Below are 24,423 nucleotides of genomic sequence, written 5' to 3'. Positions count from 1 at the left end.
TATGCGGCCCTTTCAATCACTTAGAGCTTGTCGATCATGTAGTGAATGGCGTTTTCGATCTCTTCATCGCTACAGGTGGCGCAAGTCCCTCTGGGTGGCATGACACCGGTCTTGCCTGCGAAGCCGGCAATGGCATGTTTCTTAAGTGTTTCAATGCCTTGGGCGATACGAGGCTCCCAGGCAGCCTTGTCGCCGCGCTTGGGCGCGCCGGCGATGCCGGCATCGTGACAGGCGAAGCAGGCGCCCTTGAACACGGCTTCACCGTCGCGCGGGCCGGATGACGCGGCCGCCGCAGGGGCTGCGCCTGCGGTCGCAATCCCTTCCAGATCCTTGGCGGTGTAGACCTGACCGACAGGCTTGATGCGCTCGGCAATGGCCTCCGGCGACATATCATCGGCAGCCAGCACGGCACCGGACAAACTGGCGGCCGTCATCCCGACCGCCAGCAAATAGCTCAGTTTTTTCAACACGCTCATGTACTCCCAGCAGGCTTTTATTATCCCTAGAAAACGACTGGATTATAACCGAATAGTTACAGCCATTTAAACGCTTGTGTGTGAAGTGTTAAGCACTCTGCGTGCAAAGTTTCTTCGTCGGATCACAAACTGGCGAGGCCGGCCTGCAAAAAAGAAACCCGGTTTTCACCGGGCTTCATCTGATTGACGTGCTGAAAGGCTTATTTGTTCCAGCTGAGGATCACCTTGCCGGACTGGCCGGAGCGCATGGCATCGAAGCCTTGCTGGAAGTCGTCGATGTGGAAGCGGTGGGTGATGATGGGGGAGAGATCGAGCCCGGACTGGATGAGGCTCGCCATCTTGTACCAGGTTTCAAACATCTCGCGGCCGTAAATCCCCTTGATGAACAAGCCTTTGAAGATCACCTTGCCCCAGTCGATGGCCATGGTGGCGGGGGGAATGCCGAGCATGGCGATTTTGCCGCCGTGGTTCATCTTGTCGATCATGTCCTGGAAGGCGGAGGGGACGCCGGACATCTCCAGCCCCACGTCGAACCCCTCGGTCATGCCAAGCTCGCTCATCACGTCGGAGAGGTGCTCCTTGGCCACGTTGACGGCGCGGGTGGCGCCCATCTTGCGGGCCAGCTCGAGCCGGTACTCGTTGACGTCGGTGATCACCACGTGACGGGCACCCACATGGCGGCAGACGGCGGCAGCCATGATGCCGATGGGGCCGGCGCCGGTGATCAGCACGTCTTCACCCACCAGGTCGAAGGAGAGGGCGGTGTGCACCGCGTTGCCGAACGGATCGAAGATGGCGGCCAGCTCATCCGGGATGTTGTCCGGCAGCTTGAAGGCGTTGAAGGCCGGGATCACCAGGTACTCGGCAAAAGCGCCGGGGCGGTTGACGCCGACACCTATGGTGTTGCGGCACAGGTGGGTGCGGCCGGCACGGCAGTTGCGGCAGTGGCCACAGGTGATGTGGCCTTCGCCGGAGACCCGGTCACCGACCGCGAAGCCGCGCACTTCCTGGCCCACGGCAACAACTTCACCGACGTATTCGTGGCCGACCACCATGGGGACCGGGATGGTCTTCTGTGACCATTCGTCCCAGTTGTAGATGTGGATATCGGTGCCACAGATGGCAGTCTTGCGGATCTTGATGAGCAGGTCGTTGTGGCCGAGTTCGGGGGCCGGTACGTCCGTCATCCAGATGCCGACTTCTTTGTGCAGTTTGGAGAGTGCTTTCATGGTTGTTCCTTCACGATGAACGCAGAAAAAAGGGGCGCCGGGCCCCTTGATTCAAATCAGATGATGCCGAGTTCGCGGCCGATGCGAATGAAGGCATCGATGGCCTGATCCAGCTGTTCGCGGGTATGGGCGGCGGACATCTGGGTGCGGATGCGGGCCTGGCCCTTGGGCACGACCGGGAAGGAGAAGCCCACCACATAGATGCCGGCGGCCAGCATGCGGCTCGCCATCTCGGCTGCCAGCTTGGCGTCCCCCAGCATCACCGGGATGATGGCGTGATCGGCGCCAGCCAGAGTAAAACCGGCGGCGCTCATCCGCTCGCGGAAGTACTGGCTGTTCTCCTTCAGGCGGGCACGCAGATCGTGGCCGTCGGCCAGCATGTCGATCACCTTGATGGTGGCCGCGACGATGGAGGGGGCCAGCGAGTTGGAGAAGAGGTAGGGGCGGGAGCGCTGACGCAACCAGTCGATCACCTCTTTCTTGCCGGAGGTGTAACCGCCGGAGGCGCCGCCGAGCGCCTTGCCCAGGGTGCCGGTGATGATGTCGACCCGCTCCATCACGCCACAGTATTCGTGGGTGCCGCGGCCGTTCTCACCGATGAAGCCGACGGCATGGGAGTCATCCACCATCACCAGCGCATCGTACTTGTCAGCCAGATCGCAGATGGATTTGAGGTCGGCGATGACGCCATCCATGGAGAAGACGCCGTCGGTGGCGATCAGCTTGAAGCGGGCACCATCGGCATCGGCCTGCTTGAGCTGGGCTTCCAGCTCGGCCATGTCATTGTTGGCGTAGCGATAGCGCTTGGCTTTGCACAAGCGGACCCCATCGATGATGGAGGCGTGGTTGAGGGCATCGGAGATGATGGCGTCTTCGGCGCCGAACAGCGTCTCGAACAGACCGCCGTTGGCATCGAAGCAGGAAGAGTAGAGGATGGTGTCTTCGGTGCCGAGGAAGGCTGACAGCTTCTGCTCCAGCGCCTTGTGCTGATCCTGGGTGCCGCAGATGAAACGGACCGAGGCCATGCCGAAGCCGTGGCTGTCCAGCCCCTGGTGGGCCGCTTCGATCAGATCGGGGTGGTTGGCCAGCCCCAGATAGTTGTTGGCACAGAAGTTCAGTACCTGCTCGCCGCCCACCGCAATCCGGGCCTGCTGGGCCGAGGTGATGACGCGTTCCTGCTTGTACAATCCTTCAGCCTGTACCTGCTCAAGTTGCTCGGTCAGGTGACGATAGAATCCGTTAGACATCCTCGATCCTCATTGGCTATTTCAGCTGCGTATCAACAGAGGACGACATTTTACTGCAATCTGTTGCGGCGAATTCAAATTATTGTGCTGATGTTCAACAAATGTGAAACAGATCTCACCCAGCTGGTTGGGCCAGTTGACGGTAATGCTGCTCCAGCTGGCGGATCTGTTCGGCCACCTGTGGCTGCACATAGGGGCGCAGCAGGAACAGCACCCGCAAGACGCCCTGATAGAGCAGTGGCTTGGTGATGCGGGTGCTGGGAGCCTGGGCGATCTGGAACGGGATCCAGCAGGTCACCACCATCTTGATGGTCTGGCCCAGATCCGGCAGATCCTCGTCGCTGACATCGATGATGCCGCCCTCGCGCAGGCTCCTGAGCAGGGCCACCACGGCGGCGCGTAGCTGCTCCTGGGCCTTGAGGTACTTCTGCTGCAACGGCTCGTCGCGACTGAGAATGTCCGGCAGGTTGGCGTAGAAAAAGCGGAACTGCCACATCAGATAGAAGATGGCATCCAGATAGCCCATCAGGTTTTCCAGCTTGATCTCATCGCTGCGGGCCGGTGTGAAGCTCTCGCTCAGGTGACGGGCGTACTGGTCGAAGATGGAGTGGATGATGTCTTCTTTATTGCGGAAGTGGTAATAGAGGTTGCCCGGGCTGATGCCGAGGTGGGCGGCAATGTGATTGGTGGTGATGTTGCGCTCACCCTGATCGTTGAACAGCTCGGTGGCGCTGTGAATGATCCTGTCTCTGGTTTTCATCGCTGCTCCCTCTGCCGGGTCCCGGGGGCGATCTCGTCAAGGTCGAATCCCCCTGCGGCCCGTGATAAACTTTTCGGCAATTTTAAATTGGCTCACTATACACAGCTTTAACAGGCAGTCACATGTGACCATCAACGTACGCGAGGCAAACTCCATGATCGTAGTAACTGGCGGTGCTGGCTTTATCGGCAGCAATCTGGTCAAGCAGCTGAACGCTCAAGGACGGACCGACATCGTGGTCATCGATGATCTGACCGACGGCACCAAGTTCGTCAATCTGGTCGATCTGACCATTGCCGATTACATGGATAAGGATGAGTTCCAGGCGCGGATCGTCTCCGGTGACGAGTTTGAAGAGTGGGACGGCATCGAGGTGATCTTCCACGAAGGTGCCTGCTCCGCCACCACCGAGTGGAACGGCAAGTTCATCATGGAGGTCAACTACGAGTACTCCAAGGATCTGTTCCACTACTGCATCGAGCGGGAAATTCCGTTCATCTACGCCTCTTCCGCCGCGACCTACGGCGGGCGCAACGACAACTTCATCGAAGATCCCAAGTTCGAGCAGCCGCTCAACGTCTACGGCTACTCCAAGCAGCTGTTCGACCAGTATGTGCGCCGCTGGATGCCGGAGATCAACTCTCAGGTAGTCGGCCTCAAGTACTTCAACGTCTATGGCCCGCGCGAGCAGCACAAGGGCTCCATGGCCTCGGTTGCCTTCCACCTCAACACCCAGGTGAAGAAGGGCGAGAATCCCAAGTTGTTCGAAGGTTGCGACGGTTTCCCCAACGGCGGCCAGATGCGCGACTTCATCTATGTGGATGACGTCTGCAAGGTGAACCTCTGGTTCTGGCAGAATCCGCAACATTCCGGCATCTTCAACTGCGGTACCGGTCGTGCCGAGCCGTTCCAGAACGTGGCCGAGGCGGTGATCAAGCATCATCAGAAGGGCGCCGTCGAGTACATTCCCTTCCCGGATCACCTCAAGGGTCGCTATCAGAGCTTCACCCAGGCGGACATGACCAAGCTGCGCGGTGTCGGCTATGACGCCGAGTTCAAGACTGTGGCCGAAGGCGTGGCCGACTACATGGCCTGGTTGAACCGGGCTTGATCCCCCTCTGACGGGTGGCTGCTGGTCACCCGTCGTTCGGATACCCTCCCATGAATATATTGATGGCACTCTCCCAGCTCGAAGTGACGGGAGCTGAGGTCTATGCCACCACGGTCGGTAACGAATTGACCCGGCGTGGCCACCAGGTTTTCTACGTATCGGACACCCTGACCAAGCCCACGCTAGGCCAGGTATTCAAGCTGCGATTCAACAAGCGCAGCATACTGCGCCGCTTCTGGCACGTGTTTTACCTCGTCTACCTCATCAAGAAGCATCATATCCAGTTGGTGCATGCCCACTCCCGCGCCTCCGGCTGGAGCAGCTATGTGGCCTGCAAGCTGACCGGCACTCCCATGATCACCACGGTACACGGACGCCAGCCGGTGCATGCCTCGCGCAAGGCCTTTCATGCCCTCGGTTTTCGGGCGGTGGCGGTGTGCGAAGATATCGCCAGCCAGATCATCGACAACCTGGGGGTGGATCCGGCCATCGTACAGGTGCTGCGTAACGGCATCGAAACCGACAAGTTCCAGCCCGTGCCGGCTCCGGACAACGCCAAGCCGGTGATCGCCATCATAGGCCGGCTGAGCGGCCCCAAGGGGGAGCTCTGCTACCGGTTGCTGGATGAAGTGCTGGATCTGGATGCCTGCCAGGTGAAGGTGGTGAGCGGCAGCCAGCTGCCCGAGCGCTTCGCGCGTTTTCGTGACCGGGTCGATTTCGTCGGTTACGTAGAGGATGTCCCTGCCCTGATGGCGCAATGCGATCTGGTGATCGGTGCCGGTCGGGTAGCGATGGAGGCCCTGTTGTGCGGTCGTCCGGCATTTGCCATCGGCGAGGCCAAGGCCATCGGCCTGGTGACCGGGCAGAATCTGGATGAGGCGTTGGCCAGCAACTTTGGCGACATAGGCCCCAGGGATCTGGCTATCGATTTTGCCGCGCTGAAGACGCAGATTGCCCCGGCCCTGGCCAGCGGCAGCGTCTCCGACGTTATCCGTCAGCGCATTCAGGCCGAGTATGGCTTGGCGGGAGTCGTCTCCGGGTTGGAGTCCATCTATCAGGATGCGGTGGTCGAAACCCTGCGCCGCGAGATGCCGGTCATCATGTACCACCGCTTCATCGAGCACGAGAGCGAGAAGGGGGTGCACGGTACCTGGATGCCGATCACCATGTTCGAAAAGCACCTGCGCCTGATGAAGTGGCTGGGTTATGAGACCCTGACCTTTCGCGACCTGGCGGACAAGGGCTTCATCCATCGTCTGCAATACGGCAAGAGATACCTGATGATCACGGCTGACGACGGCTATCAGGACAACCTGACCCGCATGCTGCCGCTGCTGGAAAAATATGGTTACAAAGCCGTGGTATACGTGGTCACGGGGGAAGGGTATAACCGCTGGGACGTGGAGCAGGCGAGCAACCCGGACACCCGGGTGGACCTGATGAATGGCGAGCAGCTCAAGGCGCTGGTGGCCTCCGGCCATGTGGAGATCGGCGGCCATACCCTGACCCATCCCAGGTTGAGTACACTGAGTCCCGAGCAGCAAGCCCACGAAATACAAGAGAACAAGCGGCAACTCGAGACTCTGCTTGGCTACCCTTTGCTGTCGTTCGCCTACCCTTATGGGGATATGGATGAGAGCGCCAAGGTGCAGGCGATGGCGGCGGGCTACCGTTTTGCCGTGGCCACCAACAGCGGGCCCAGAGCCATGCACCAGGACCCCTTCCGGATCCGCCGCATCGCCATCTTCCCGCGTACCGATGTGTTTGGCCTGTGGCGCAAGATCCGGGGTAACTATGTCTTCAGGAAGTCGTGATTGATGCTCAGCAGAAGCCTCGTTTTGCTCGATAAAGTAACCACAGCCCTGTTCGGACTGACCATCATCTTTGCCTTTTGCGGCCTGTTTCTGGTGCCAGCCGGCCAGAGTATGCAGTCCAACCTGCTGGCGGTGACCGGGATCTTCGGTCTGTTGAACTACTTTGTCGGCAAGCAGCGGGATGTGGGGCTCAAAGATCGACGGATTCTCTGGGGCCTGCTGGTGTACGCCGTCATGATCTTCGTGAACCGGTTGATCCATGGCGATCAGTACGGGGTGATGCGGGGGCTGTTTTATGTCGCTGTCTTCGTGCTGATGATGCCGCGCAAACCCGTGCTGCTGATGCTGGGGTATCTGGCCATCGTACTGGGTGGCGTCGGACTCGGGATCCTCAGCTTCTGGCAGTATCATCATGGTAGCGCCAGGGTGGAGGGGTTCACCAATGCCATTCTCTTCTCTCAGGCAGCGTTGACGCTGGCCATCCTCAACTGGTTTGTCTTCCAGCAAAGAGAGTTGCCTGGATGGTTGAGGGGGGGGAGTCTGGTCGGTTTGATGGCAGCCCTGTTTGCGCTATATCTCTCCCAGAGTCGGGGGGTCTGGCTCGCCTTCGGGGTCATTCTTGCCTACGTCATCTGTTACAAGGCCTACTTCAAACCCTGGAAATACATTGCCGTCGCCGTGCTCTGCATGGCCACGACAGGCGCAATATATCAAAATAATCAGTTGGCACAGGCTCGAATACTCTCCGCAGTATCTGAATATAAGTTGGTAGAAGCTGGCTCATATTACTCGTCTTGGGGCTTGCGTGTCATAGCCTGGCAGAGTGCTTGGCTAGGATTCCTAGACTCACCATTGGCTGGGGTAGGGACAGACGGTTTTGACTCACTGAAACGGAGCCAAGCTGAGAGAGGGTTATTATCACCATCTATTCTGAGCTCAGAGTTAGCCCATGCCCATAATCAGTACATGCAGAACCTGGTGATCCGGGGCGGCATCGGCTTTGTCGTGCTGCTGGTTTTTCTGGGTTGGCCTCTCTACCTTGCCGCGATCAACATCAGCAAGGTTTCCGCCGGGGTGCTGGTGCCGCTGGCGTTTTCAGTTAATTCATTGAGTGATGTGCCGTTTGAGCATCAAGGTGTGCTCTATCTGTACACGCTCAGCCTGGTTTTCATCTGGTTTGCCCATGAGTTGAAAAAGGATACCCGTACGTCATGATTCCAGTCTTTGTCATCAGTTTGGCTCGCAGCGTTGAGCGACGAGCGATGGTTGTCCAGCAGATGGCGCATTTGGGCATAGATTTCGAATTTGTAGACGCAACCGACGGGAAGGCGTTGAGCAGTGCCGAACTGGCCAAGGTGGATTTTGAACTGGCCAAGGAAGTGTGCGGTCATGCGCTGAGCTTTGGTGAGATAGGTTGTGCCATGAGCCATATCCGGCTTTATGAGCGCATCGTCGCCGAGGGCATTGAGCGCTGCGTGGTGCTGGAGGATGACATCTACCTGCACATGCACAGCAAGGCCATCATCGAGGCCATAGTGCACTCCTGCAAATCGGAAATCGTCTTCCTGCACCATGGTAAAGCCAAACGCTGGCCGTTCCTGTCATCCCTGCCGGGTGGTTATCGACTCGCCAGATACCTGACCCCCAGCCGCACCTCCAAACGAGGTGTGCTTTCTACCGCAGGGTATGTACTGAGTCTAACCGGGGCCAAGAAGCTGTTGCAGTGCGCCTATCCGCTGCGGATGCCTTCCGACTATCTGACCGGCCGGTTGCAGCTCAATGGCCTGACCGCATCCGGGGTGGAGCCCAGCTGTCTGGATGTGGATCTGTTCACCACCACCATAGATGACAGGGCCTACGGCCACTATCTGAAATAGGGCGGAGCGTGCCGACGGCGGGTCGGCACCCTGCGGGCCTTGCCAAAGCAGCGGCCACACATGCTGGATGACCCATGAACCTCAAAAAGTTGCTTACCCATTCCATTGCCAGATGGCTGATTGGCAGAGAGCCTGACGCCGCCCCATGCCCTGCCGGAGCGCAGGTGGAGAGGGTGCTGGTGGTCGGTTATGACGCCATCGGCGACTTCATTCTTACCCTGCCGGCCATCGCCAGGCTCAGGGAAATGTACCCCGCCGCGCGCCTCGAGCTGGTGTGCAGCCGGCGCAACCAGCTGCTGGCGGCGTCGGTCGTCGGGATCGACGAATGTCACGTGATCACCCTCAACGACACCCTGTTGCCGGTGAGCATGTGGTGCAAGCTGCGTGAACTCAGGCAGCGGCGATATGATCTGGTGATCAATCTGTTTGACGAGCCTGACGATATCGCCATGGCCAAGTTGCTGTTGCTGGCCAACGGGCGCTTGCAGTCGTTGCCCCTGCGCTTCAAGAGCGAAGGGCAGCAGAAGTTGCTGCCGCTGTTCAACAAGAAGGCCACCATAGTGTCGTCACGCCCAGTGCGGGATCACTTCGTCTATCGCATGCTCAGCGTGACCGGTGAGCAGACCGGGGTGCCGGTCACCATACCGTCCCCCTGCAATGAGCAGCTGGATACCCGTGCGTATGGCCGTTATCTGCTGGTCAACCTGACGGGCAGCCAGGTCGGCAACTCGATGACGGAGGCGCAGATCGACGGCATCCTGGCGCAGTTGCCTGCCTATGAAGGGATCTCCTACCTGGTGTTCTCCAGGCAGCCCGTGGTCTGTTCGCGGCAAGACATGAGAGCGCTGTTTCCCGACACCATTCTCGATGCCGCCAAGATCATCAAGGATGCGCGAGGGGTCATCTCGACCGATACCTCCATCATCCATATCTCCTCTTCCTTCGGGGTGCCCACCCTGGTGTTGATGAACAACGAGCGCTGGCGCGATGCCTTCATTCCGCTGGCGGGTCGCAATATCATCCTGCGCTCGACCACGGACCAGCTGGCGGCCCTGTCGCCAGCCGAAATCAGTCGTCAGGTCGATGCCCTGATGGCGCTCTAGCCGCGTCAGGCTGGTATCATCGTTCTCCCAATTCAACGGCCCTTCTGGTGGATTCATGTCATTAATCAACGATCTGCAACTCCAGCGTGACATTCTTCGCCGCAAGCTGGGGCAGCTGTTGTTCGATCGCAAGCGGCCGGCTCCGCTGCACGAGCACAAGGGGAAGATAGTGTTGCTGCGCTGGGATGCCAAACTGGGCGATGCCATCGTCTCGTCCTGGGTGGCCCGCGAGATCAAGCGCGCCAGCCCGGAGCGGGAGGTGTGGATCGTCACGACCGCGGCCATGGCGCCCCTGTTTCGCGATCATTTCGGCATGGACAAGGTGATAGAGGTGCCCAAGCGGCCGGGCTATGGCCAGCTCAAGCGGCTGGCCCATTCGCTGGGGGAAGTGGAGTGCCTGGTGCATTTTGGCAAGATGCTGAAAATGAAGGATATCTTCTTCATCAGTCAGGTCAGGGCGGATTGGGTCGCCGGCATGGACGATGCCCTGCAGGCGGTCAACCTCAAGCTGGGCAAGGCCTCCAACGGCATGCACTTCTCCGACAAGTTTGCCCTGCTGCTGCAGCGGCTCGGCGTGAGCAATCCGGATCAGCAGTACATAGTCCCGACCATGAGCCCGCCCGATGCGCTGGCCAGCTGGTGGCCGGCTGCGCCGGTCCTCTGTTTCAACCCTTATGGCAGTGGCAGCTCCCGCCGTCTGCGGCCCGAACTTATCAGCCAGATGATTGAGCAGATGCTGGCGGCTGGCTCTGGCGCCATCTGTCTGCTCTATCCGCCTGGCATGGAAGAAGAAGTGGCCGGGATCCGGGCCGACCTGAGCCGGCCGGATCGTCTGCTGCTGTCACCGGATGCGCCCTCGCTGGCCGGACTGTTTGCCCAGCTGCGCCAGTGTCAGGGGCTGATCTCGGTGGACACGGCCACGGTGCACATCGCCGCCGGGCTGCACAAGCCCATTCTTGGCCTCTATAACCCGGATATAGGGGGCGGCAACGAGAACTTCCTCGAGTGGCACCCCAACTCCCCGTCAGCCACAGTGCTGTTCTCGACCAATACCAGGGAGCAGGATATCAACTCCCTCGATCTGGCCGAATTCGAGTGTACTTTCAGGGCGTGGCTGCTTGCCAATCAGGCAGCGCTGTCAGCCGTGCAATCACCAGCTCGGGAGTGATGGCGCGCAGCAGGGCTTCGTCTATGAAGTCCTTCTCCGCGTTCTGCGGCAGCTGGAAGCCGTGCCCCTTGGCATCGAACACATCAATGGCCTGATAGCGGGGGTGGTTGACCGGGTTGGCGATGATCTTGTCGCCACCGGGGGCCACTATGGTCAGCAGGGGCAGGTCGATGGCCTGTGCCATGTGGCGGGGGCCGGTGTCATTGCCGACAAACAGCCGGCAGTGGGCAAACAGTCCCACCAGCTCCCGTACCGAGCGGGTCTTGATGTGGTCGAAGACGCTGGCTTGCAGGGCGGCGGGCAGCAGCGGTTTCAGGCCGCGGTTGTACTCCTCCTCCCCCGGCCCGCAGTAGATCAGGATCTGGGCATTGTGCTGCTCGATCAGCCACTGGGCGACCTTGGCGAAGCAGTCGATAGGCCAGCGCTTGTAGTGTCCTAGCGAGTTGACGCCCATGGCGATCAGCGGGCGGTTCAGGTCGACGCCGGCAGCCAGCAGGGCATCCCTTCCTTGTTGTTTCTCTTCTTCACTCAGCCAGAGGTAGTAGTTGCGATCCTCGCGGGCCAGCTTGAGCGGCTTGAGCAGCGAGAAGCGGTCGTCGACCAGGGTGCTGTTGCCCTGAAACTCGGTGTCCTTGCGAAAACGGACGATGCGGTTGTGGCCGAGCCGCCAGGGGAAGGAGTCAAAGCCGATGCGCAGGCGGGCACCGGAGAAGAGGCAGCTGAGCAGGCCGATCATCTGGCCCTGGCTGTTGACCACCACATCGTAGCGTTCGCGGCGAATGGCCAGCAGCAGATCCTTCATGTAGCGCCACTCGTTGCGCCTGGCCTTCTCGATGATGATGAGCCGATCGATATTGGGATTGCCCTGCGCCATACCCGCGCAATAATCCATGACCAGATAGTGAACCTCGCCGCTTGGGTCATTCTGCTTGAGGTTGTTGCACAGCGCGGTGGAGATCAGTACATCCCCTATCTGTTTGGTTTGAACTACTAGGTATTTCATAAGGCAGGCCTCAACAGAGGTCATGGTTGATCGTGAGCGTGACAGCATACCGCACAAGTGAGTCAGATGCTGTCGGTGCGGCGTGAAAATCCGATCTGGCGCAAGCCGGCCGGGCCGGCATCCGAGGCACATAAAAGAAAAGCCATTTTGACAATGGCTTTTCTGCTGCTTAGAAGGTGAGCGAGGTGGAGAGCTGGAAGGTGCGTGGCGCCCCCAGGCCGCCGGAGAGGCCGCTGCCGTCGCCGCCGGACCAGGAGCCGATCCAGTAGTCGCGGCCGGTGAGGTTCTGCACCGCGGCCCGCACGGTCAGCGCGTGATCGGCGATCCGCATGGTGTAGCGGGCCCCCAGGTCGAAGGTGGTGTAGGAGGGCAGCGAGAGGCGGTTGTCATCGGTGACGAAGCGCTCGCCGATGAACTGGGTGTTGCCGGTCAGGGTCAGCCCCGGCACGGCGGCCAGATCGTACTCGGCGCCGAGCTTGACCATCCACTTGGGCACCCCGGTGGCCTGGTGGCCGACGTTGCTCTCGTTGAGCGCCTTGGTCAGCTCAGCCTGGGTGTAGGAGGCTCCGCCCAGCAGGCGCAGCTCGGGGGTGAGCTCGCCGAACAGATCCCACTCGATGCCGCGGTTGCGCTGCTCCCCGTAGACCCCGTAGACGTTGGAGCTGGGGTCTGTGTAGGCGCTCGGCTTGGCGATCTGGAACAGGCTCAGGGTATGGGCGAAGTGGCCCAGATCCAGCTTGGCACCGACCTCATACTGCTTGGTCTGATAGGGCTTCATGATCTCGCCGGCATTGCTGGCGGTGTTTGGCGCCGCGCCCCCCTGGCTCAACCCCTCGATGTAGTTGGTGTAGACGGCGAAATCGTCGCGCAGTTTGACCAGCAGAGTGGTGGCGGGCGAGACCCGGCTCTCCTCGTAGCGGGCAGTCTGGTCGCCGCTGCCGTTGAAGTTGCTGCTCTCGACCGTCTGGCGGCGGGCCCCCAGGGTCCACTGCAGGTCGCCATCGAGGAAGGAGAGGGTATCGACCAGCGCCACGCTCGCCAGGGTCGCCTCGCTGCGCGAGGTGACGGCACCGTACCCGGCGAGATCCGGCGCGGGCCCGAAGTCCAGCTGGTCGTAGTTGGTCATGGCGTGGTTGAAGAATATCTTGTCCCGGAAGGTCTGCTCCGAGGTGTAGCGGGTGGCGGCCAGCGACCAGGCGTGATCGACCGGGCCGGTGCCGAAGGTGCCGCGCAGGCCCGCCTCGCCGGAGCGCTGGGTGCCGTCCCGCTCGGAGCGGGCCGCCATGGCATTGATGTCGCCGGCGTCGTTGAGCAGGGTGTTGCGGGTGATGAGGGCGCTGTAGCCGCCGTCACGCTGGCCCCAGGCGATGAAGGCGGTGAGGTTGTCGGTCAGATCATACTCGGCACGCAGCACGGCAGCCTTGGTGTCGTTGATGGTGTAGGCCCAGGCTGGCGCCAGGGAGTAGTCACCACGCTTGGGTTCAGGCAGCTGGGTCACCTGGCTGGCGACCGAGAAGATGCCGAAGTAGTTCACCCCGTCCACCCGCTCGTGCTGACGGTAGAGATCGGCCGAGGCGCGGGCCCGTTCGCCACGCCAGTCCAGCCCGACCGAGGTGAGCTCCATCTTGTGCTGCTGGTCGTTGACCGCGGTGTCCCCGTCCCGATAGACACCGTTGAAGCGTACCCCCCACTGCTGCTCGTCGCCGAAACGGCGACCCAGGTCCAGGTGCACGCCGCCGAGGCCGTCCGATTCATAGCTGGCGGTGACCTTGGCCAGGGGGGTCTTGCCGGCGCGCTTGGGCACTATGTTGATGTTGCCGCCCACGCTGCCATCCGGCGGCATGCCGTTGAGCAGTACCGAGGGCCCCTTGAGGACGTCGACCCGCGAGGCCATCTCGGTGGAGCTGCGCATGTTCGGTGCCATGCCGATGAGGCCGTTGAAGGTGATGTCGTTGGCGTTGGTGTTGAAGCCGCGGATGTAGAAGGTCTCGAACAGGCTGCGCTTGCTCGGCACATAGACCGAGGGGTTGGTGGCACCGGCCACGGCGCCTATGTCCTGGGCCTGGCGATCCTCGATGTACTCCTCGGTGTAGCTCACCGTGTTGAACGGCGTCTCCAGGAAGGGTTTGTTGCCGAGCAGGCCGACCCGGTTGTCGGCGGCGACCTGGCCGCCGGCGTAGGCCTTGCGACCCTCCACCACGACGACCTCGTCGGGACGGGGGGCGGCTTCTTCACGGGGAGCCGGGGCGGCCCAGGCGCTGCCCAGTTGCAGGCCGGCCAGGATGGCCAGCGTCAGGCGGGAGAGTCCGTGGCGCGGCACGGCAAGGGAGGATGAGTGCAATGTCTGCATGCAGGATTCCTTTCAGGGTGAGGAGTGCGTTTTTGTCTCCTTATGCTTTCCGGATGACACTCTCAAACCCTCAAATAAAAATAACTCTCATTTGCGTATTGGTGCCCGGCGTTGGCCGGGCACGGGGGATCAGCTGCGATAGGCGGCCATCACCTCGTCGGCGATGCGGTTCAGGCAGGTGAAGCTGGCGGTGCAGAGGTACCAGGTTTCGGGGTCGACGAAGCGTACCTTGCCGTTGCGCCACGCCTTGGTCTGGCGCAGCAGCGGGTTGTCCAGGGTGCTGGCGTCGATGGCCGTGCGTCGCTCCATCACGGCGGTGCGGTCGATGACGAACAGGATGTCCGGATCGGCCTGCTGGATGAACTCGTTGGAGATGGGTTGGCCGTGCATGCCGGTGTCCCGCTCCAATCCGGCCGGCTTGACCCCCAGGGTGTCGAACAGGAAGCCGTAGCGGGATTGGGTGCCAAAGGCGGTGAAGGCGCCGTTGTTGTGCAGCACGATCAGCGCTCTTTCCGGGCGATCCCGCGTCAGCGCCTGCACCTCGGCGATCTTGGCGTCCATCTGCTGCACCTTCTCTTTGGCCAGCGCCTCCTGGCCAAGCAGGGTGCCGAGGGTGAGCAGGTGGGCCTTGGCGGCCTCCAGGATGTGGCCGTCGCGGTTGGTCATGTCGATGTCGTAGTGCAGGGTCGGGGCTATCTGGCTCAGCGCCTCGTAGCTTTGGGCCTGCAGGGGGGAGATGAGGATGAGATCCGGCTTGAGCTTGTGCAGCCGCTCCAGGTTGGGCTGGATGGTGGTGCCCACGTCCATCACGGCCGGGTCGTCCCGGTAACGCTGCAGGAAGTGCGCCACGTAATCCTTGGCGATGCCGGCCACCGGGGCCTGCAGCTGATCCAGGGTATCGAGTTCGCTCATGTCGAAGGCCACTACCCGCTTGGGCGGGGTGACGACCCGGGTGGTGCCGAGCTGGTGGGTCACGGTGACCACGGTGCCGTCGGCCCCGGTGGCGGCCTGCTCCCTGGGGGCGTCGCAGCCGGTGAGCCCTGCGATGGCGGCCAGCAGCACGGCGGTGAGCGTATTGATCCTCATAACAATTCTCCAGACGGGGTTGGGTTGAAGTAGTTGCACAGCAGGCCGCGCTGGCTCGGCAGTATGTCGAAGCGCAGGTCGTAGAGCGCCTCCAGGTTGGCCGGGGTGACCATCTCGGCGACCGGGCCGCTGCCCGCAAGCACGCCCCCCTTCATGGCGACGATGTGGTCGGAATAGTTGGCGGCGAAGTTGATGTCGTGCACCACCAGGATCAGGGTGCGCCCCTGCTCGTCGCTGAGGCGGCGGATCGCCTGCATCAGCTGCACCGCGTGCTTCATGTCGAGGTTGTTGAGGGGCTCGTCGAGCAACAGGCAGTCGGTCTGCTGGGCGACGGTCATGGCGAGGTAGGCCAGCTGCCGCTGCCCGCCGCTCAGCTCGTCGAGGTAGGCCCGGCGCAAGGGGGCGAGGGAGAGAAACTCGATGGCCTCGTCGACCGCGATGCGGTCTTCCCGGGTCAGGTTGCCCTGGCTGTAGGGGAAACGGCCGAAGGCGACCAGCTCGTCGACCGTCAGTCGCAGCCCCACGTCCGGCGACTGGCGCAGGGTGGCGACCCGCTTGGCGTAGTCACGGGCGGTGAAGCGGTGCAGGTCGGTGTCCCCCAGGCGTATCCGTCCCTGGCTGATGGGCAGCAGACGGGCCATGGCCATCAGCAGGGTGCTCTTGCCGGCGCCGTTGGGGCCGATCAGCGAGGTGACCCGGCCGGCCGGGAAGTCGACTGTGATGTCGCGCAGGACGGCGCGATCGCCGTAGCGCTGGTGAACCTGTTCGAGGGAGATCATGGCGATCCTCTGGTTTTGACCATCAGGGCGAGGAAGTAGGTGCCGCACACCAGGTTGATGAGGATGCTGACCGTAGTGCGGTAGTTGAAGATCTGCTCCACCAGGAACTGGGCCAGGATGAAGAGCGCGATGGCGATGGCGCAGCCGAGCGGCAGGGTGACCCGATGGCGGAAGGTGCGCGCCAGGGCATAGCTGATGTTGGCCACGAACACCCCCATGAAGGCGGTGGGGCCGACCAGGCTGGTGGAGACGGCCACCAGCACGGCGATGAGCGCCAGGTGCAGGCGTACCGCCCGCCGGTAATCCACCCCGAGCGAGCTGGCCTGCTCGCGCCCGAGCGCCAGCACGTCGAGCTCGGCCTGGCGGCGGGCGATGACGAGACAGACCAGGGCGACCAGGCCGCCCCCCATCAGCAGCTCCGGCGGCTGGGCCCGGTTGAACGAGGCATAGCCGAACCCCTGCAGGATGGCGAACTCTCCCGGACTGGTCTTGAGCTGGACAAATTGGGTCAGGGTGCCAAACACCATGGTCAACACCAGCCCCGTCAGCAGCAGCTGGAACAGATCGGTCTGCCCGGGCCGGAACAGCCAGCGGTGGATGATGGCCGAGTACCCCAGCATCAGCAGCAGCGACAGCACGCCGTTCTCCTCGCGCCCGAGCAGCAGCAGGCTCTGGCTGCCGAGCAGCAGCACCAGCAGGGCTTGCAGCAGCAGATAGACCGCCTCGTACCCCATGATGGCGGGGGTCAGGATACGGTTGCCCGCCAGGGTCTGGAAGCTGATGGCCGAGACCGCGATGCAGACGCCGGCGACTGTGATGGCGGCCAGGCGCAGCAGCCGCTGGGGGATGATGTAGCCGGTATCGAGATCCGATCCGAACAGCACGAAGGTCGCGGCGAGCAGGGCTACCAGCCCCCAGATCCCGTAACGCATAAGAGTCTCTCTCATCGGCGCTGCCAGAGGATCAGCAGCAGGAACAGCACGCCGCCGAGGCTGCCGGCGGTGAGCCCGATGGGCACCTCGAAGGGGTGGATCAGCAGCCGGCTCAGCAGGTCGCACGCCAGCAGCAGCAGGGCTCCGTAGAGGGCCACCAGCGGCAGGGTCTTTCTCAGGTGCTGGCCGTGGCGCAGCACCACCAGATTGGGGATCACCAGCCCGACGAAGGGGATGGCGCCGACCGTGATGACGGTGGCAGCCACGGTGACCGCCACCAGCAACAGGCCGAGGGTGGCGGTGGCCGAGTACCCGAGCCCCAGGCTGGCGGCGGCCTCCTCCCCCATGCCGAGCACGGTGAAGCGGTGGGCGTAGAGATAGGTCAGCAGGGTGATGGGCAGGATGAGGTAGATGATCTCGTAGTTGCCCTCGACCACCTTGGAAAAATCCCCCAGCATCCAGCCCTGGATGCTCTGCAAGATGTTGTGCTGGTAGGCGTAGAACTCGGCGAGGGCGCTCAGCACGCTGCCATACATGAGCCCGATCACCGGGGTCAGCACGGTATTCTTGAAGCGGATACGGCGCACGATGACGATGAACAGCAGGCTGGCGGCAAAGCAGAAGGCGAGCGCCACCAGCATGCGGCCGGTGGTGCCGGCGGCGGGCAGCTGGGTCAGGGCGATCAGGATGCCGAGCTTGGCGGCGTCGAGCCCGCCGGAGGTGGCGGGCTCGACAAAGCGGTTCTGCACTATCTGCTGCAGGATGACGCCGGCCACCGCCAGCCCGGCGCCGGTCAACAGCACCGCCGCCAGCCGCGGCAGGCGACTGGCGGTGAGGGTGAGCAGGCCATCCCCGGCGAAGAGCTCCGCCAGCGGGAGGGGGCGCGCCCCGATCAGCAGGGAGCATGCGGCCAGCACCAGCAGGGTCGCCGGCAGCAGGAGCGCCCTCACGCGTCCTCTCCGGTCAGGCGCCACTCCTTGGCGCTGGCGCGCTGCGCCAGGAAGTGGGCGTAGCGTCCCGGCTGGCGACTGAGCACGGCGTGGGGGCCCTGCTCGCACACCATGCCATCGTCGAGCACCACTATCTGATCGGCCATGGCCACGGTCGAGAGCTGGTGGGCGATGACGATCAGGGTGCGTTTGCCCCGCAGCCGGGCCAGCGTCTCTGTTATGGCGGCCTGGTTTTCCGCATCCAGCGCGGCGGTGGCCTCATCCACCAGCAGGATGGGGGCGTCCTTGAGCAGGGCGCGGGCGATGGCGATCCGCTGGCGCTCGCCCCCCGAGAGGCGCGCACCACCCTCGCCAACCTGGGTGTCGAGCCCGAGCGGCAGGCGCTCGACTATCTCGCTCACCCCGGCCTGATGGGCGGCGTGCAGCAGCTCGGCATCGCTGGCCTCTGGCTTGCCGATGCGGATGTTGTCGGCAATGGTGCCCTGGAACAGATAGGCATCCTGGAAGATCTGGCTGATGTGACTGGCCAGGGTCTCACCGCTCATGGCGCGCACGTCCACCCCTCCCACCAGCACGGCCCCCTCGTCGACGTCGAAGAAGCGGGCGATGAGCCGCAGTACTGTGCTCTTGCCCGAGCCCGAGGCGCCGACCAGCGCCGTCATGCTGCCGGGCGCCACCGCCAGATCCACCCCCTTGAGCACCTGCGGGTGGGCCGGGTCATGGCCAAAGTGCACCCCGCGCAGTTCCACTGAGCCATCCAGCGGGGTAGCAGGAGTGGCCGGCTGCGGCTGGGCCGGGTAGTCGAACATGGTCTGCAGGGCCGCCAGCTGGGCACGGGCGCCGCGCAGCACGTCGCTGTAGCCGGCCACGTCGAGCAGGGGATCGATGAAGCGGTTGATGAGCACCAGGGTCACCAGGGCGGCGATCAGGCTCTCCCTGTCGGCACCGCCCAGGTGCTGGGCGGCCACCAGCAACAGGGTGGCAAAGCAGGCCTGCACTGCCCAGACGTTGAGCCCGGAGGCCAGGGCGGTGAGCCGGATCAGCTGCCTGCCGGAGGCTTGTTGCTGGGCAATGGCCTGCTCGAGGAAGCGGGTGCCCCCCTGCTCGCCGTTGAAGGCGCGCAGCACCGACTGAGCCTGGGCAAACTCCACCATGCGCTGGCTGGTATCGGCGGCATGCTGGTGGAAGGTCTGGTCGGCGTGCTGGTTGAGGCGGGTGGTGAGCAGGAAGACCGCCACCAGCAGCGGCAGGGCGATCAGGGCGATGAGGCCGAGCTGCACATCGAGGGCAAACAGGGCCACCAGCACCACCAGCGGGGTGATCACCCCGCCGAGCAGGGGGGTGAAGACGTGGGCCGGCAGCTGGGCCAGTTCCATCATGCCTTGCGAGGCCAGGTGGTTGAGGCGGGCTGTGTTGGCCGGGGTGAACCAGCCGATGGGCAGGCTGCCCACGTGCTCGCCCAGGGCGTGGCGGCCGGTGCGCAGCACCGCGATCCCCACGGCGATGCCAGCCTTTTCCACCCGGCGGCGCAGGTTCCAGCAGAGCAGCACGCCGATCAGCTGCACCAGCAGCCAGCCGGTGGCGGCGTCGGTCTCGGCGCGCAGCAGATGCGTGAGCACCGGGATGAGGCAGACCAGGGTCAGGCCGCAGAGCAGGCCGTAGAGCAGGGCCAGCAGGCCGTAGCGGCGCAGCAGGACGGCATCGTCGCCGAGCAGGCGCAGGAAGGTGTTCAGCATGTGGGGACGGCCTCCTGATGAGGGGTGTGGGTCTGGGTGGGAGTGTCGTATCCCCCCTGTTCCCACAGGCGGGCATAGCGGCCGCGGCGGGCCAGCAGTTCGTGGTGGCGCCCCTGTTCGCACAGGACGCCGTTGTCGAGCACCAGGATCCGGTCGGCGTGCATCACGGTGTCGAGCCGGTGGGCGATGACGACCAGGGTGCGGCCGCAGGCGAAGGTGGAGAGCGCCTGCTGCAGCTTCACCTCGTTGTCGGCGTCGGCGGCGGCAGTGGCCTCGTCGAGCACCAGCACCGGCGGGTCGAGCAGCAGGGCACGGGCGATGCTGACCCGTTGCAGCTCGCCGCCAGAGAGGTTAGCGTCCTCACCGACCACGGCGTCGTAGCCCCGCGGCAGGGCCAGAATGCGGTCGTGGATGTTGGCACGGCGCGCGGCGGCCTCGACCTCCTGGCGGCTGGCGCCGGGGCGGCCAAGGGCGATGTTGTCGTGCAGGCTGGCGTGCACCAGGCGCACCTCTTGCAGCACGAAGCCGATGTGGCGATAGAGCTCGCGGCTCTCGAGATCGCGCAGGTCCACCCCGCCCAGGGTGATGCGCCCCTCGCTCGGGTCGAAGAAGCGCAGCAGCAGCCTGGCCAGGGTCGATTTGCCGGCCCCGGAGGCGCCGACGATGGCGGTGACCGTGCCCGGGGTCAGGGTGACGGTCAGCTCGCTGAGCACCGGGGCCTGGTCGTCGTAGCGGTAGCTCACCCGCTCGAGGCGCAGGGTGTTGTCGGCCGGCTGCAAACCGGTGTCGGCGGCGGGCTCCGTCAATACCGGGGTGGCGAGCAGGCCGTGGAGCCGTTCGGCGGCCGCGGTGGCGCTGCCGAGATCGTGCTTGAGGTAGCTCAGCAGCATCAGGGGGGCGCACAGCCCCGGTGCGATCAGCACAAAGGGCAGCACCTCGGCCGGTGTCATGGCACCCGCTCGCACCATCACCACGGCGCCGGCCAGCACCACCCCGAGGACCGAGGCGGGGGCCATGATGGCGTTGGCGTTGGCCATGGCCGCGACCAGCGGACGGGTGAAGTCGGTGAAGGCGCGGGCAAAGTCATCGATGGCGTTGCGGTAGCTGGTGTGCAGCCGGCCCTGCACGCCGAAGGCCTTGACCACGGGGATGCCGCTCACGAACTCCACCACGGCGTTGTTGATGCGGGCCATGCCGGCGCCGAACTGCTGCATGTTGGCGGCACTGGCGCGGTGGGCGCGGGCGGAAAACAGAAAGAAGAGCGGGAAGGGGGAGAGGGCGATGAGGGCCATCCGCCAGTCCATGGCGAAGAGGTAGAGCAGGGAGATGAGTACAGCGCCGCTGCAGCGGCCCAGGGTGGTGTAGAAGTGGGCCGTCAGGCTGTGCAGGGTGCCGATGTCGTCCTGCATCGCCTGTTTGACCTCCCCCGAGGCGCGGGCGGTGAACCAGCCGAGGGGCACCCGGGCCAGCCGCCTGGTCAGGGCCAGGCGCAGCTGGCCGGTGATGCGGTTGTCGGCCAGGTGGGCCACCAGATCGCCGGCGCTGAGCAGGATCATGCCGGCGAACAGGCTGGCCAGGCTGACCCCGAGCACTGTGGTGATCGCGTCGCCTGGCACGGCGGCATCGGCCAGCATCAAGCCCGCCAGGTGGGCGATCCCGGCCAGCGGGACCAGGGTCAGCATGGCGCCGATGGCCGCCAGCAGGGCGGCGGCGATCAGGTGGCCGCGAATGGGGGCCAGCACGCGGCTGATGGGCCCGCCAGCATTGGCCTCGGGGCACTGCACATCGTCTGCCTTCATGGCTATTTCTCCACGGTGAAGTGATGGTGGCCGCGACGAGCGACCGGATCTCTGTGGTTTTCCGTACGGGGGACAAAAAACCTCAAATGAATCTTTTCATTTCCCCCATCCGGGTCAGATGCCGCCGCCGGGCCGGCTGCGATGGCAGCTTTGCACGCCCTGGGCGATATATTTCTCGACCGATGAAACGGACACCTGCAGCTGGCTGGCGATGTCCTGATAACCGAGGCCGCCGAGGCGGGAGAGCAACAGGGCCTGGCGGATCTTGGGGGACTGGCGTTGCAGGGCTGATGCGACGGCTCCCAGCGCCTCGCGCTGCATGGCGCGCAGCTCTTCCGAGGGGGCCTGAGCGTCGGGCTGGTAGCTCTGCTGTTCGAGGTAGCGGGCCTCCAGCGCACGCCGGCGATAGAGATCGATCACCTTGCCCTTGGCGATCTGCATCAGATGGCGACGGCACTCGGCCGCCGTGGGGATGTGTCCCTTGCGCAGCAGCTGAAGGTAGATGTCGTGCGCCAGATCCGCGGCGTCGCAGCTGTTGCCCAACCTGCGTCTTAGCAGCGAGCAGAGCCATCCGTGATGTTCCTGATACAGACGATGCAACTGCGCCTGGAAGGAGCCTGTGCCCATTTCCACGATTTCTCTCCTGAACCTCGTGTTATTTTTATTTGAGAATGAAAATCATTATGGTAATCATTTGCACGGTATCGTGTTCATCGATATATCGCAATGCCTTTCCCGCCAATTAGGGGGGAGGGGCATGCGTCCGTGGTTATTTCAAATAAAACAGATGTAATTCACAGGGTTATATTTCCACAGAGAAGGAGATGGCTTTTGCTGCAATTCCATAATGAGGGGCTGCTTGAGCTGCCTGTCAGTGCCCATGAAGAGAGCTGCTGGTTGTTACAACAACAGCAGCCCGAGCAGATAATTAAACAGGCGATGTGTTGGCCGCTCCCTGACGATATTGATATTTCGCTATTGATATTGAGTGTTGAGTTATTAATAAAGGAGCAGCCGGAACTCAATGCCCGTTATTTTTTCAGTGCCGACGGTGATCTATTTAAATATCAGATAAATGGCTGGTATCCCTGTCTGGAATTTCATCGTCTGGCGGCTGACGAGGTGGATGAGCTGGTACGGCGAGTGCAGCAGGCCTCCTGGGACAGTGCCCGCCAACCGCCTTTCAAGGCATTGATTATCAACGCAGAACGTAGTGTGACACTGGCGCTGGTGCTGCATCCTGTGCTTGCGGAACAGGGTTCGCCACAGACCCTGATGGCGGCGCTGAAGCAGCATTACGATCGGCTGGCTACCGGCCAGGCCGGGCAAACGCCGCTGCTGCTATCATCCCCGGTACACATTGCAGAACCAGCCTCTTGTGCCCCTGCTCATGATGTCGGCAAGAATATTTCACGGATTATTCTTGAGGAATTTCGCCGTGCCTTGTCATCGCCCGATATGGAACCGGATGATGACTTTTTTGATAATGGTGGTCACTCCCTGCTGGCGACCAGAATTATTGGGAAATTACTGAGCGAGCACGGTATCGAGTGCCGCTTCAACGACTTTTTCGAATCGCCGACGGCGGCTGCCCTGGCACGCAAGGCCGTGATATCAGAGCAGGCTTCATTGCCAAACGCCGTCGCGGCAAATAACAGGGCACCGGCTCCGCTCGCCCTGGCGCAGGCCTCTCTGTGGCGGGCTTATGAAGCCCACGACTTTGGCACCATTTTTAATCTTCCGTTTGCCCTCGACTTTATTGACGAGGTGGACGAGCCCCTGTTTGCTCGCGCCTTTGCCGATATTATCGAGCGCCACGCCAGTTTGCGGACCCTGTTCATGACGCAGGATGGCGAAGTGCGACAACGTATTCTCCCGGTCGATCAGCTGGCCGGCTATCGCTGGTTCTGGGGCAGTGCCGAGTCGCAGGGGATGACCCTGGCCGACGCAGCGGCCCATCGCTTCGACCTGACCCGGGAGCTGCCGCTGCGGATCCGTTTCCTGCGCGATCCGGCCACGGGGCGCCAGCAGCTCTCCTTGCTGGTGCATCACATGGTGGTGGACGAGTGGTCCATCAACCTGATGATGGGGGAGCTGGCCCAGGCTTACCTGGCTCGCGCCGCCGGAATTGCCCCCCGCTGGGATGCACCGGCGCCGGCGTTTCACGATTTTGCCCGCCGGCAGGCGGCGGATGGGATCAACGAGACGCACCTGGCCTATTGGACCCGTCTGCTGCACGGCGCCGTGCCGGCTTCCCGCCGTCCTCCCTTGCCGGTGATGCCCCTGCAGGGGGAAACCTGGGCCGCCCGCTGGCACGAGTGGCAGCCGGCCGAGGGCACGCTGGCCCGGCTCTATGAGCTGGCCCGCGCCCACGATGCCTCCCTCTTTACCCTGATGTACACGGCCATCGCCCTCTCCTTGCACCAGCTGGGTCAGGCTGAGGAGATCCTGATCGGTACCTCGACCTCGGGGCGCACCGATCCCGCCTTCTTCGACTCGGTGGGCTATTTCACTACCATGGTGGCGCATCGGGTGTCGTTTGCCGCGACCACCCGGTTTGGCGATCTGCTGCGCCAGGTGACCCGCACCATCAACGACTCACTCTGCTATGCGGATGTGCCGCTCGAACAGATCCAGCAGGGATTGGGCATGACGCCTGCCGACGGCTTGCTGTTCGACGTCTACATCCAGATCCACGCCAGCAACGCCCTCAACGGCCGTCTGCCGACCCCGGCGGGCGAGGGGCTGCGCTACCGCCAGATCGATGCGGACAAGACCGAAACCATGTTCGGCCTGCAGTTCGAGATCATGGAGGATGTGCTGGACGATGAGCGGCGGCTGCGGCTGGTCATTACTTACCGGGACGGACGCTACAGCCCGGCCCAGATACAGACTCTCTGTGCCCTGCTTGACCGGTTGCTCGAACAGCTGGTGCGGGAGGGTACCGCCAGCCCGCTCGCAGCCCTGGCCCCACAGGTGTGATGGCGTGAGCCCCCGCAAGGG

The 24,423-nt window shown here is 63.0% G+C and carries 20 protein-coding genes; 7 read left to right on the top strand and 13 right to left on the bottom strand.

Translation table 11 applies throughout. The features are described from left to right. Positions 1-20 precede the first annotated feature (20 nt). The 4 genes from ACB033_RS19575 to ACB033_RS19560 form a co-directional block, all read right to left on the bottom strand. Positions 21-476 carry a cytochrome c5 family protein gene (locus tag ACB033_RS19575; protein ID WP_017786998.1) on the bottom strand — a complete coding sequence of 152 codons (456 nt, stop codon included), beginning with the start codon at positions 474-476 and terminating at the stop codon, positions 21-23. A gap of 200 nt (positions 477-676) precedes the next feature. Then, positions 677-1,705 carry an L-threonine 3-dehydrogenase gene (tdh, locus tag ACB033_RS19570; protein WP_139726506.1) on the bottom strand — a complete coding sequence of 343 codons (1,029 nt, stop codon included), beginning with the start codon at positions 1,703-1,705 and terminating at the stop codon, positions 677-679. A 56-nt stretch (positions 1,706-1,761) separates the two neighbouring features. Further along, positions 1,762-2,952 (bottom strand): glycine C-acetyltransferase, encoded by a 1,191-nt coding sequence (locus ACB033_RS19565; RefSeq protein ID WP_010635674.1) that lies wholly within the window; start codon positions 2,950-2,952, stop codon positions 1,762-1,764. A 115-nt stretch (positions 2,953-3,067) separates the two neighbouring features. Then, positions 3,068-3,712 (bottom strand): TetR/AcrR family transcriptional regulator, encoded by a 645-nt coding sequence (locus ACB033_RS19560; RefSeq protein ID WP_005306940.1) that lies wholly within the window; start codon positions 3,710-3,712, stop codon positions 3,068-3,070. Positions 3,713-3,866: 154 nt separating this feature from the next. Here ACB033_RS19560 and rfaD point away from each other — a divergent pair, with 154 nt between their 5' ends. The 6 genes from rfaD to ACB033_RS19530 all read left to right on the top strand — a co-directional run bounded on the left by rfaD (position 3,867) and on the right by ACB033_RS19530 (position 10,785). Further along, on the top strand, positions 3,867-4,823 hold the full coding sequence (rfaD, locus tag ACB033_RS19555; protein WP_005306938.1) for an ADP-glyceromanno-heptose 6-epimerase: 957 nt from the start codon (positions 3,867-3,869) through the stop codon (positions 4,821-4,823). A gap of 50 nt (positions 4,824-4,873) precedes the next feature. Further along, the gene (locus ACB033_RS19550) at positions 4,874-6,637 is read left to right on the top strand and encodes a polysaccharide deacetylase family protein (protein ID WP_371140706.1); all 1,764 of its coding nucleotides are present in this window, start codon (positions 4,874-4,876) and stop codon (positions 6,635-6,637) included. After that, entirely contained in the window at positions 6,638-7,852 is a 1,215-nt protein-coding gene (locus ACB033_RS19545) for an O-antigen ligase family protein (RefSeq protein ID WP_371140705.1), read from the top strand. Then, on the top strand, positions 7,849-8,514 hold the full coding sequence (locus ACB033_RS19540; RefSeq protein ID WP_005306929.1) for a glycosyltransferase family 25 protein: 666 nt from the start codon (positions 7,849-7,851) through the stop codon (positions 8,512-8,514). Before ACB033_RS19545 ends, ACB033_RS19540 begins: the two co-directional genes overlap by 4 nt. Positions 8,515-8,588: 74 nt before the next feature. Further along, positions 8,589-9,617: a glycosyltransferase family 9 protein gene (locus tag ACB033_RS19535; protein ID WP_162519993.1), complete on the top strand. Its 1,029-nt coding sequence runs from the start codon at positions 8,589-8,591 to the stop codon at positions 9,615-9,617. Between the two features lie 55 nt (positions 9,618-9,672). Beyond that, the gene (locus tag ACB033_RS19530) at positions 9,673-10,785 is read left to right on the top strand and encodes a glycosyltransferase family 9 protein (protein WP_371140704.1); all 1,113 of its coding nucleotides are present in this window, start codon (positions 9,673-9,675) and stop codon (positions 10,783-10,785) included. Here the strand turns inward: ACB033_RS19530 and ACB033_RS19525 are convergent. From ACB033_RS19525 to ACB033_RS19485, 9 genes are all read right to left on the bottom strand, one after another. Beyond that, a complete protein-coding gene (locus tag ACB033_RS19525) occupies positions 10,721-11,788 on the bottom strand; it encodes a glycosyltransferase family 9 protein (RefSeq protein ID WP_139726500.1) in 1,068 nt (355 codons plus the stop codon). The genes ACB033_RS19530 and ACB033_RS19525 overlap by 65 nt on opposite strands. 169 nt (positions 11,789-11,957) lie before the next feature. After that, entirely contained in the window at positions 11,958-14,138 is a 2,181-nt protein-coding gene (locus tag ACB033_RS19520) for a TonB-dependent receptor (RefSeq protein WP_371140703.1), read from the bottom strand. A gap of 129 nt (positions 14,139-14,267) precedes the next feature. Then, entirely contained in the window at positions 14,268-15,224 is a 957-nt protein-coding gene (locus ACB033_RS19515; protein WP_043170520.1) for a siderophore ABC transporter substrate-binding protein, read from the bottom strand. Continuing rightward, the gene (locus ACB033_RS19510; protein WP_042005552.1) at positions 15,221-16,003 is read right to left on the bottom strand and encodes an ABC transporter ATP-binding protein; all 783 of its coding nucleotides are present in this window, start codon (positions 16,001-16,003) and stop codon (positions 15,221-15,223) included. The genes ACB033_RS19515 and ACB033_RS19510 overlap by 4 nt, the downstream gene beginning before the upstream one ends. Continuing rightward, positions 16,000-16,935, bottom strand: coding sequence for an iron chelate uptake ABC transporter family permease subunit (locus tag ACB033_RS19505; protein ID WP_371140702.1), 936 nt, complete (start codon positions 16,933-16,935; stop codon positions 16,000-16,002). The genes ACB033_RS19510 and ACB033_RS19505 overlap by 4 nt, the downstream gene beginning before the upstream one ends. 11 nt (positions 16,936-16,946) lie before the next feature. Beyond that, entirely contained in the window at positions 16,947-17,885 is a 939-nt protein-coding gene (locus ACB033_RS19500; RefSeq protein ID WP_371140701.1) for an ABC transporter permease, read from the bottom strand. Next, positions 17,882-19,621 carry an ABC transporter ATP-binding protein gene (locus tag ACB033_RS19495; RefSeq protein ID WP_371140700.1) on the bottom strand — a complete coding sequence of 580 codons (1,740 nt, stop codon included), beginning with the start codon at positions 19,619-19,621 and terminating at the stop codon, positions 17,882-17,884. The genes ACB033_RS19500 and ACB033_RS19495 overlap by 4 nt, the downstream gene beginning before the upstream one ends. Beyond that, positions 19,615-21,420 (bottom strand): ABC transporter ATP-binding protein, encoded by a 1,806-nt coding sequence (locus ACB033_RS19490; protein ID WP_371140699.1) that lies wholly within the window; start codon positions 21,418-21,420, stop codon positions 19,615-19,617. The genes ACB033_RS19495 and ACB033_RS19490 overlap by 7 nt, the downstream gene beginning before the upstream one ends. Positions 21,421-21,534: 114 nt before the next feature. Beyond that, positions 21,535-22,047 (bottom strand): sigma-70 family RNA polymerase sigma factor, encoded by a 513-nt coding sequence (locus ACB033_RS19485; protein WP_019840901.1) that lies wholly within the window; start codon positions 22,045-22,047, stop codon positions 21,535-21,537. A 204-nt stretch (positions 22,048-22,251) separates the two neighbouring features. Between ACB033_RS19485 and ACB033_RS19480 the strand changes: the two genes are divergently transcribed. Next, a complete protein-coding gene (locus ACB033_RS19480; protein ID WP_371140698.1) occupies positions 22,252-24,402 on the top strand; it encodes a condensation domain-containing protein in 2,151 nt (716 codons plus the stop codon). Positions 24,403-24,423 lie beyond the last annotated feature (21 nt).

It is taken from the genome of Aeromonas sp. S15(2024) (assembly GCF_041402265.1).
Lineage (GTDB): Bacteria > Pseudomonadota > Gammaproteobacteria > Enterobacterales > Aeromonadaceae > Aeromonas > Aeromonas dhakensis.
Note: the sequence above shows the minus strand (reverse complement) of the source record. Positions and strands in the feature narration are given on the sequence as shown.

Excerpts from the sequence above, each read along its gene's own strand:
- ACB033_RS19575 (WP_017786998.1), bottom strand. The coding sequence starts at position 476 with ATGAGCGTGTTGAAAAAACTGAGCTATTTGCTGGCGGTCGGGATGACG.
- tdh (WP_139726506.1), bottom strand. The coding sequence starts at position 1,705 with ATGAAAGCACTCTCCAAACTGCACAAAGAAGTCGGCATCTGGATGACG.
- ACB033_RS19565 (WP_010635674.1), bottom strand. The coding sequence starts at position 2,952 with ATGTCTAACGGATTCTATCGTCACCTGACCGAGCAACTTGAGCAGGTA.
- ACB033_RS19560 (WP_005306940.1), bottom strand. The coding sequence starts at position 3,712 with ATGAAAACCAGAGACAGGATCATTCACAGCGCCACCGAGCTGTTCAAC.
- rfaD (WP_005306938.1), top strand. The coding sequence starts at position 3,867 with ATGATCGTAGTAACTGGCGGTGCTGGCTTTATCGGCAGCAATCTGGTC.
- ACB033_RS19550 (WP_371140706.1), top strand. The coding sequence starts at position 4,874 with ATGAATATATTGATGGCACTCTCCCAGCTCGAAGTGACGGGAGCTGAG.
- ACB033_RS19540 (WP_005306929.1), top strand. The coding sequence starts at position 7,849 with ATGATTCCAGTCTTTGTCATCAGTTTGGCTCGCAGCGTTGAGCGACGA.
- ACB033_RS19535 (WP_162519993.1), top strand. The coding sequence starts at position 8,589 with ATGAACCTCAAAAAGTTGCTTACCCATTCCATTGCCAGATGGCTGATT.
- ACB033_RS19530 (WP_371140704.1), top strand. The coding sequence starts at position 9,673 with ATGTCATTAATCAACGATCTGCAACTCCAGCGTGACATTCTTCGCCGC.
- ACB033_RS19525 (WP_139726500.1), bottom strand. The coding sequence starts at position 11,788 with ATGAAATACCTAGTAGTTCAAACCAAACAGATAGGGGATGTACTGATC.
- ACB033_RS19520 (WP_371140703.1), bottom strand. The coding sequence starts at position 14,138 with ATGCAGACATTGCACTCATCCTCCCTTGCCGTGCCGCGCCACGGACTC.
- ACB033_RS19515 (WP_043170520.1), bottom strand. The coding sequence starts at position 15,224 with ATGAGGATCAATACGCTCACCGCCGTGCTGCTGGCCGCCATCGCAGGG.
- ACB033_RS19510 (WP_042005552.1), bottom strand. The coding sequence starts at position 16,003 with ATGATCTCCCTCGAACAGGTTCACCAGCGCTACGGCGATCGCGCCGTC.
- ACB033_RS19505 (WP_371140702.1), bottom strand. The coding sequence starts at position 16,935 with ATGCGTTACGGGATCTGGGGGCTGGTAGCCCTGCTCGCCGCGACCTTC.
- ACB033_RS19495 (WP_371140700.1), bottom strand. The coding sequence starts at position 19,621 with ATGCTGAACACCTTCCTGCGCCTGCTCGGCGACGATGCCGTCCTGCTG.
- ACB033_RS19490 (WP_371140699.1), bottom strand. The coding sequence starts at position 21,420 with ATGAAGGCAGACGATGTGCAGTGCCCCGAGGCCAATGCTGGCGGGCCC.
- ACB033_RS19485 (WP_019840901.1), bottom strand. The coding sequence starts at position 22,047 with ATGGGCACAGGCTCCTTCCAGGCGCAGTTGCATCGTCTGTATCAGGAA.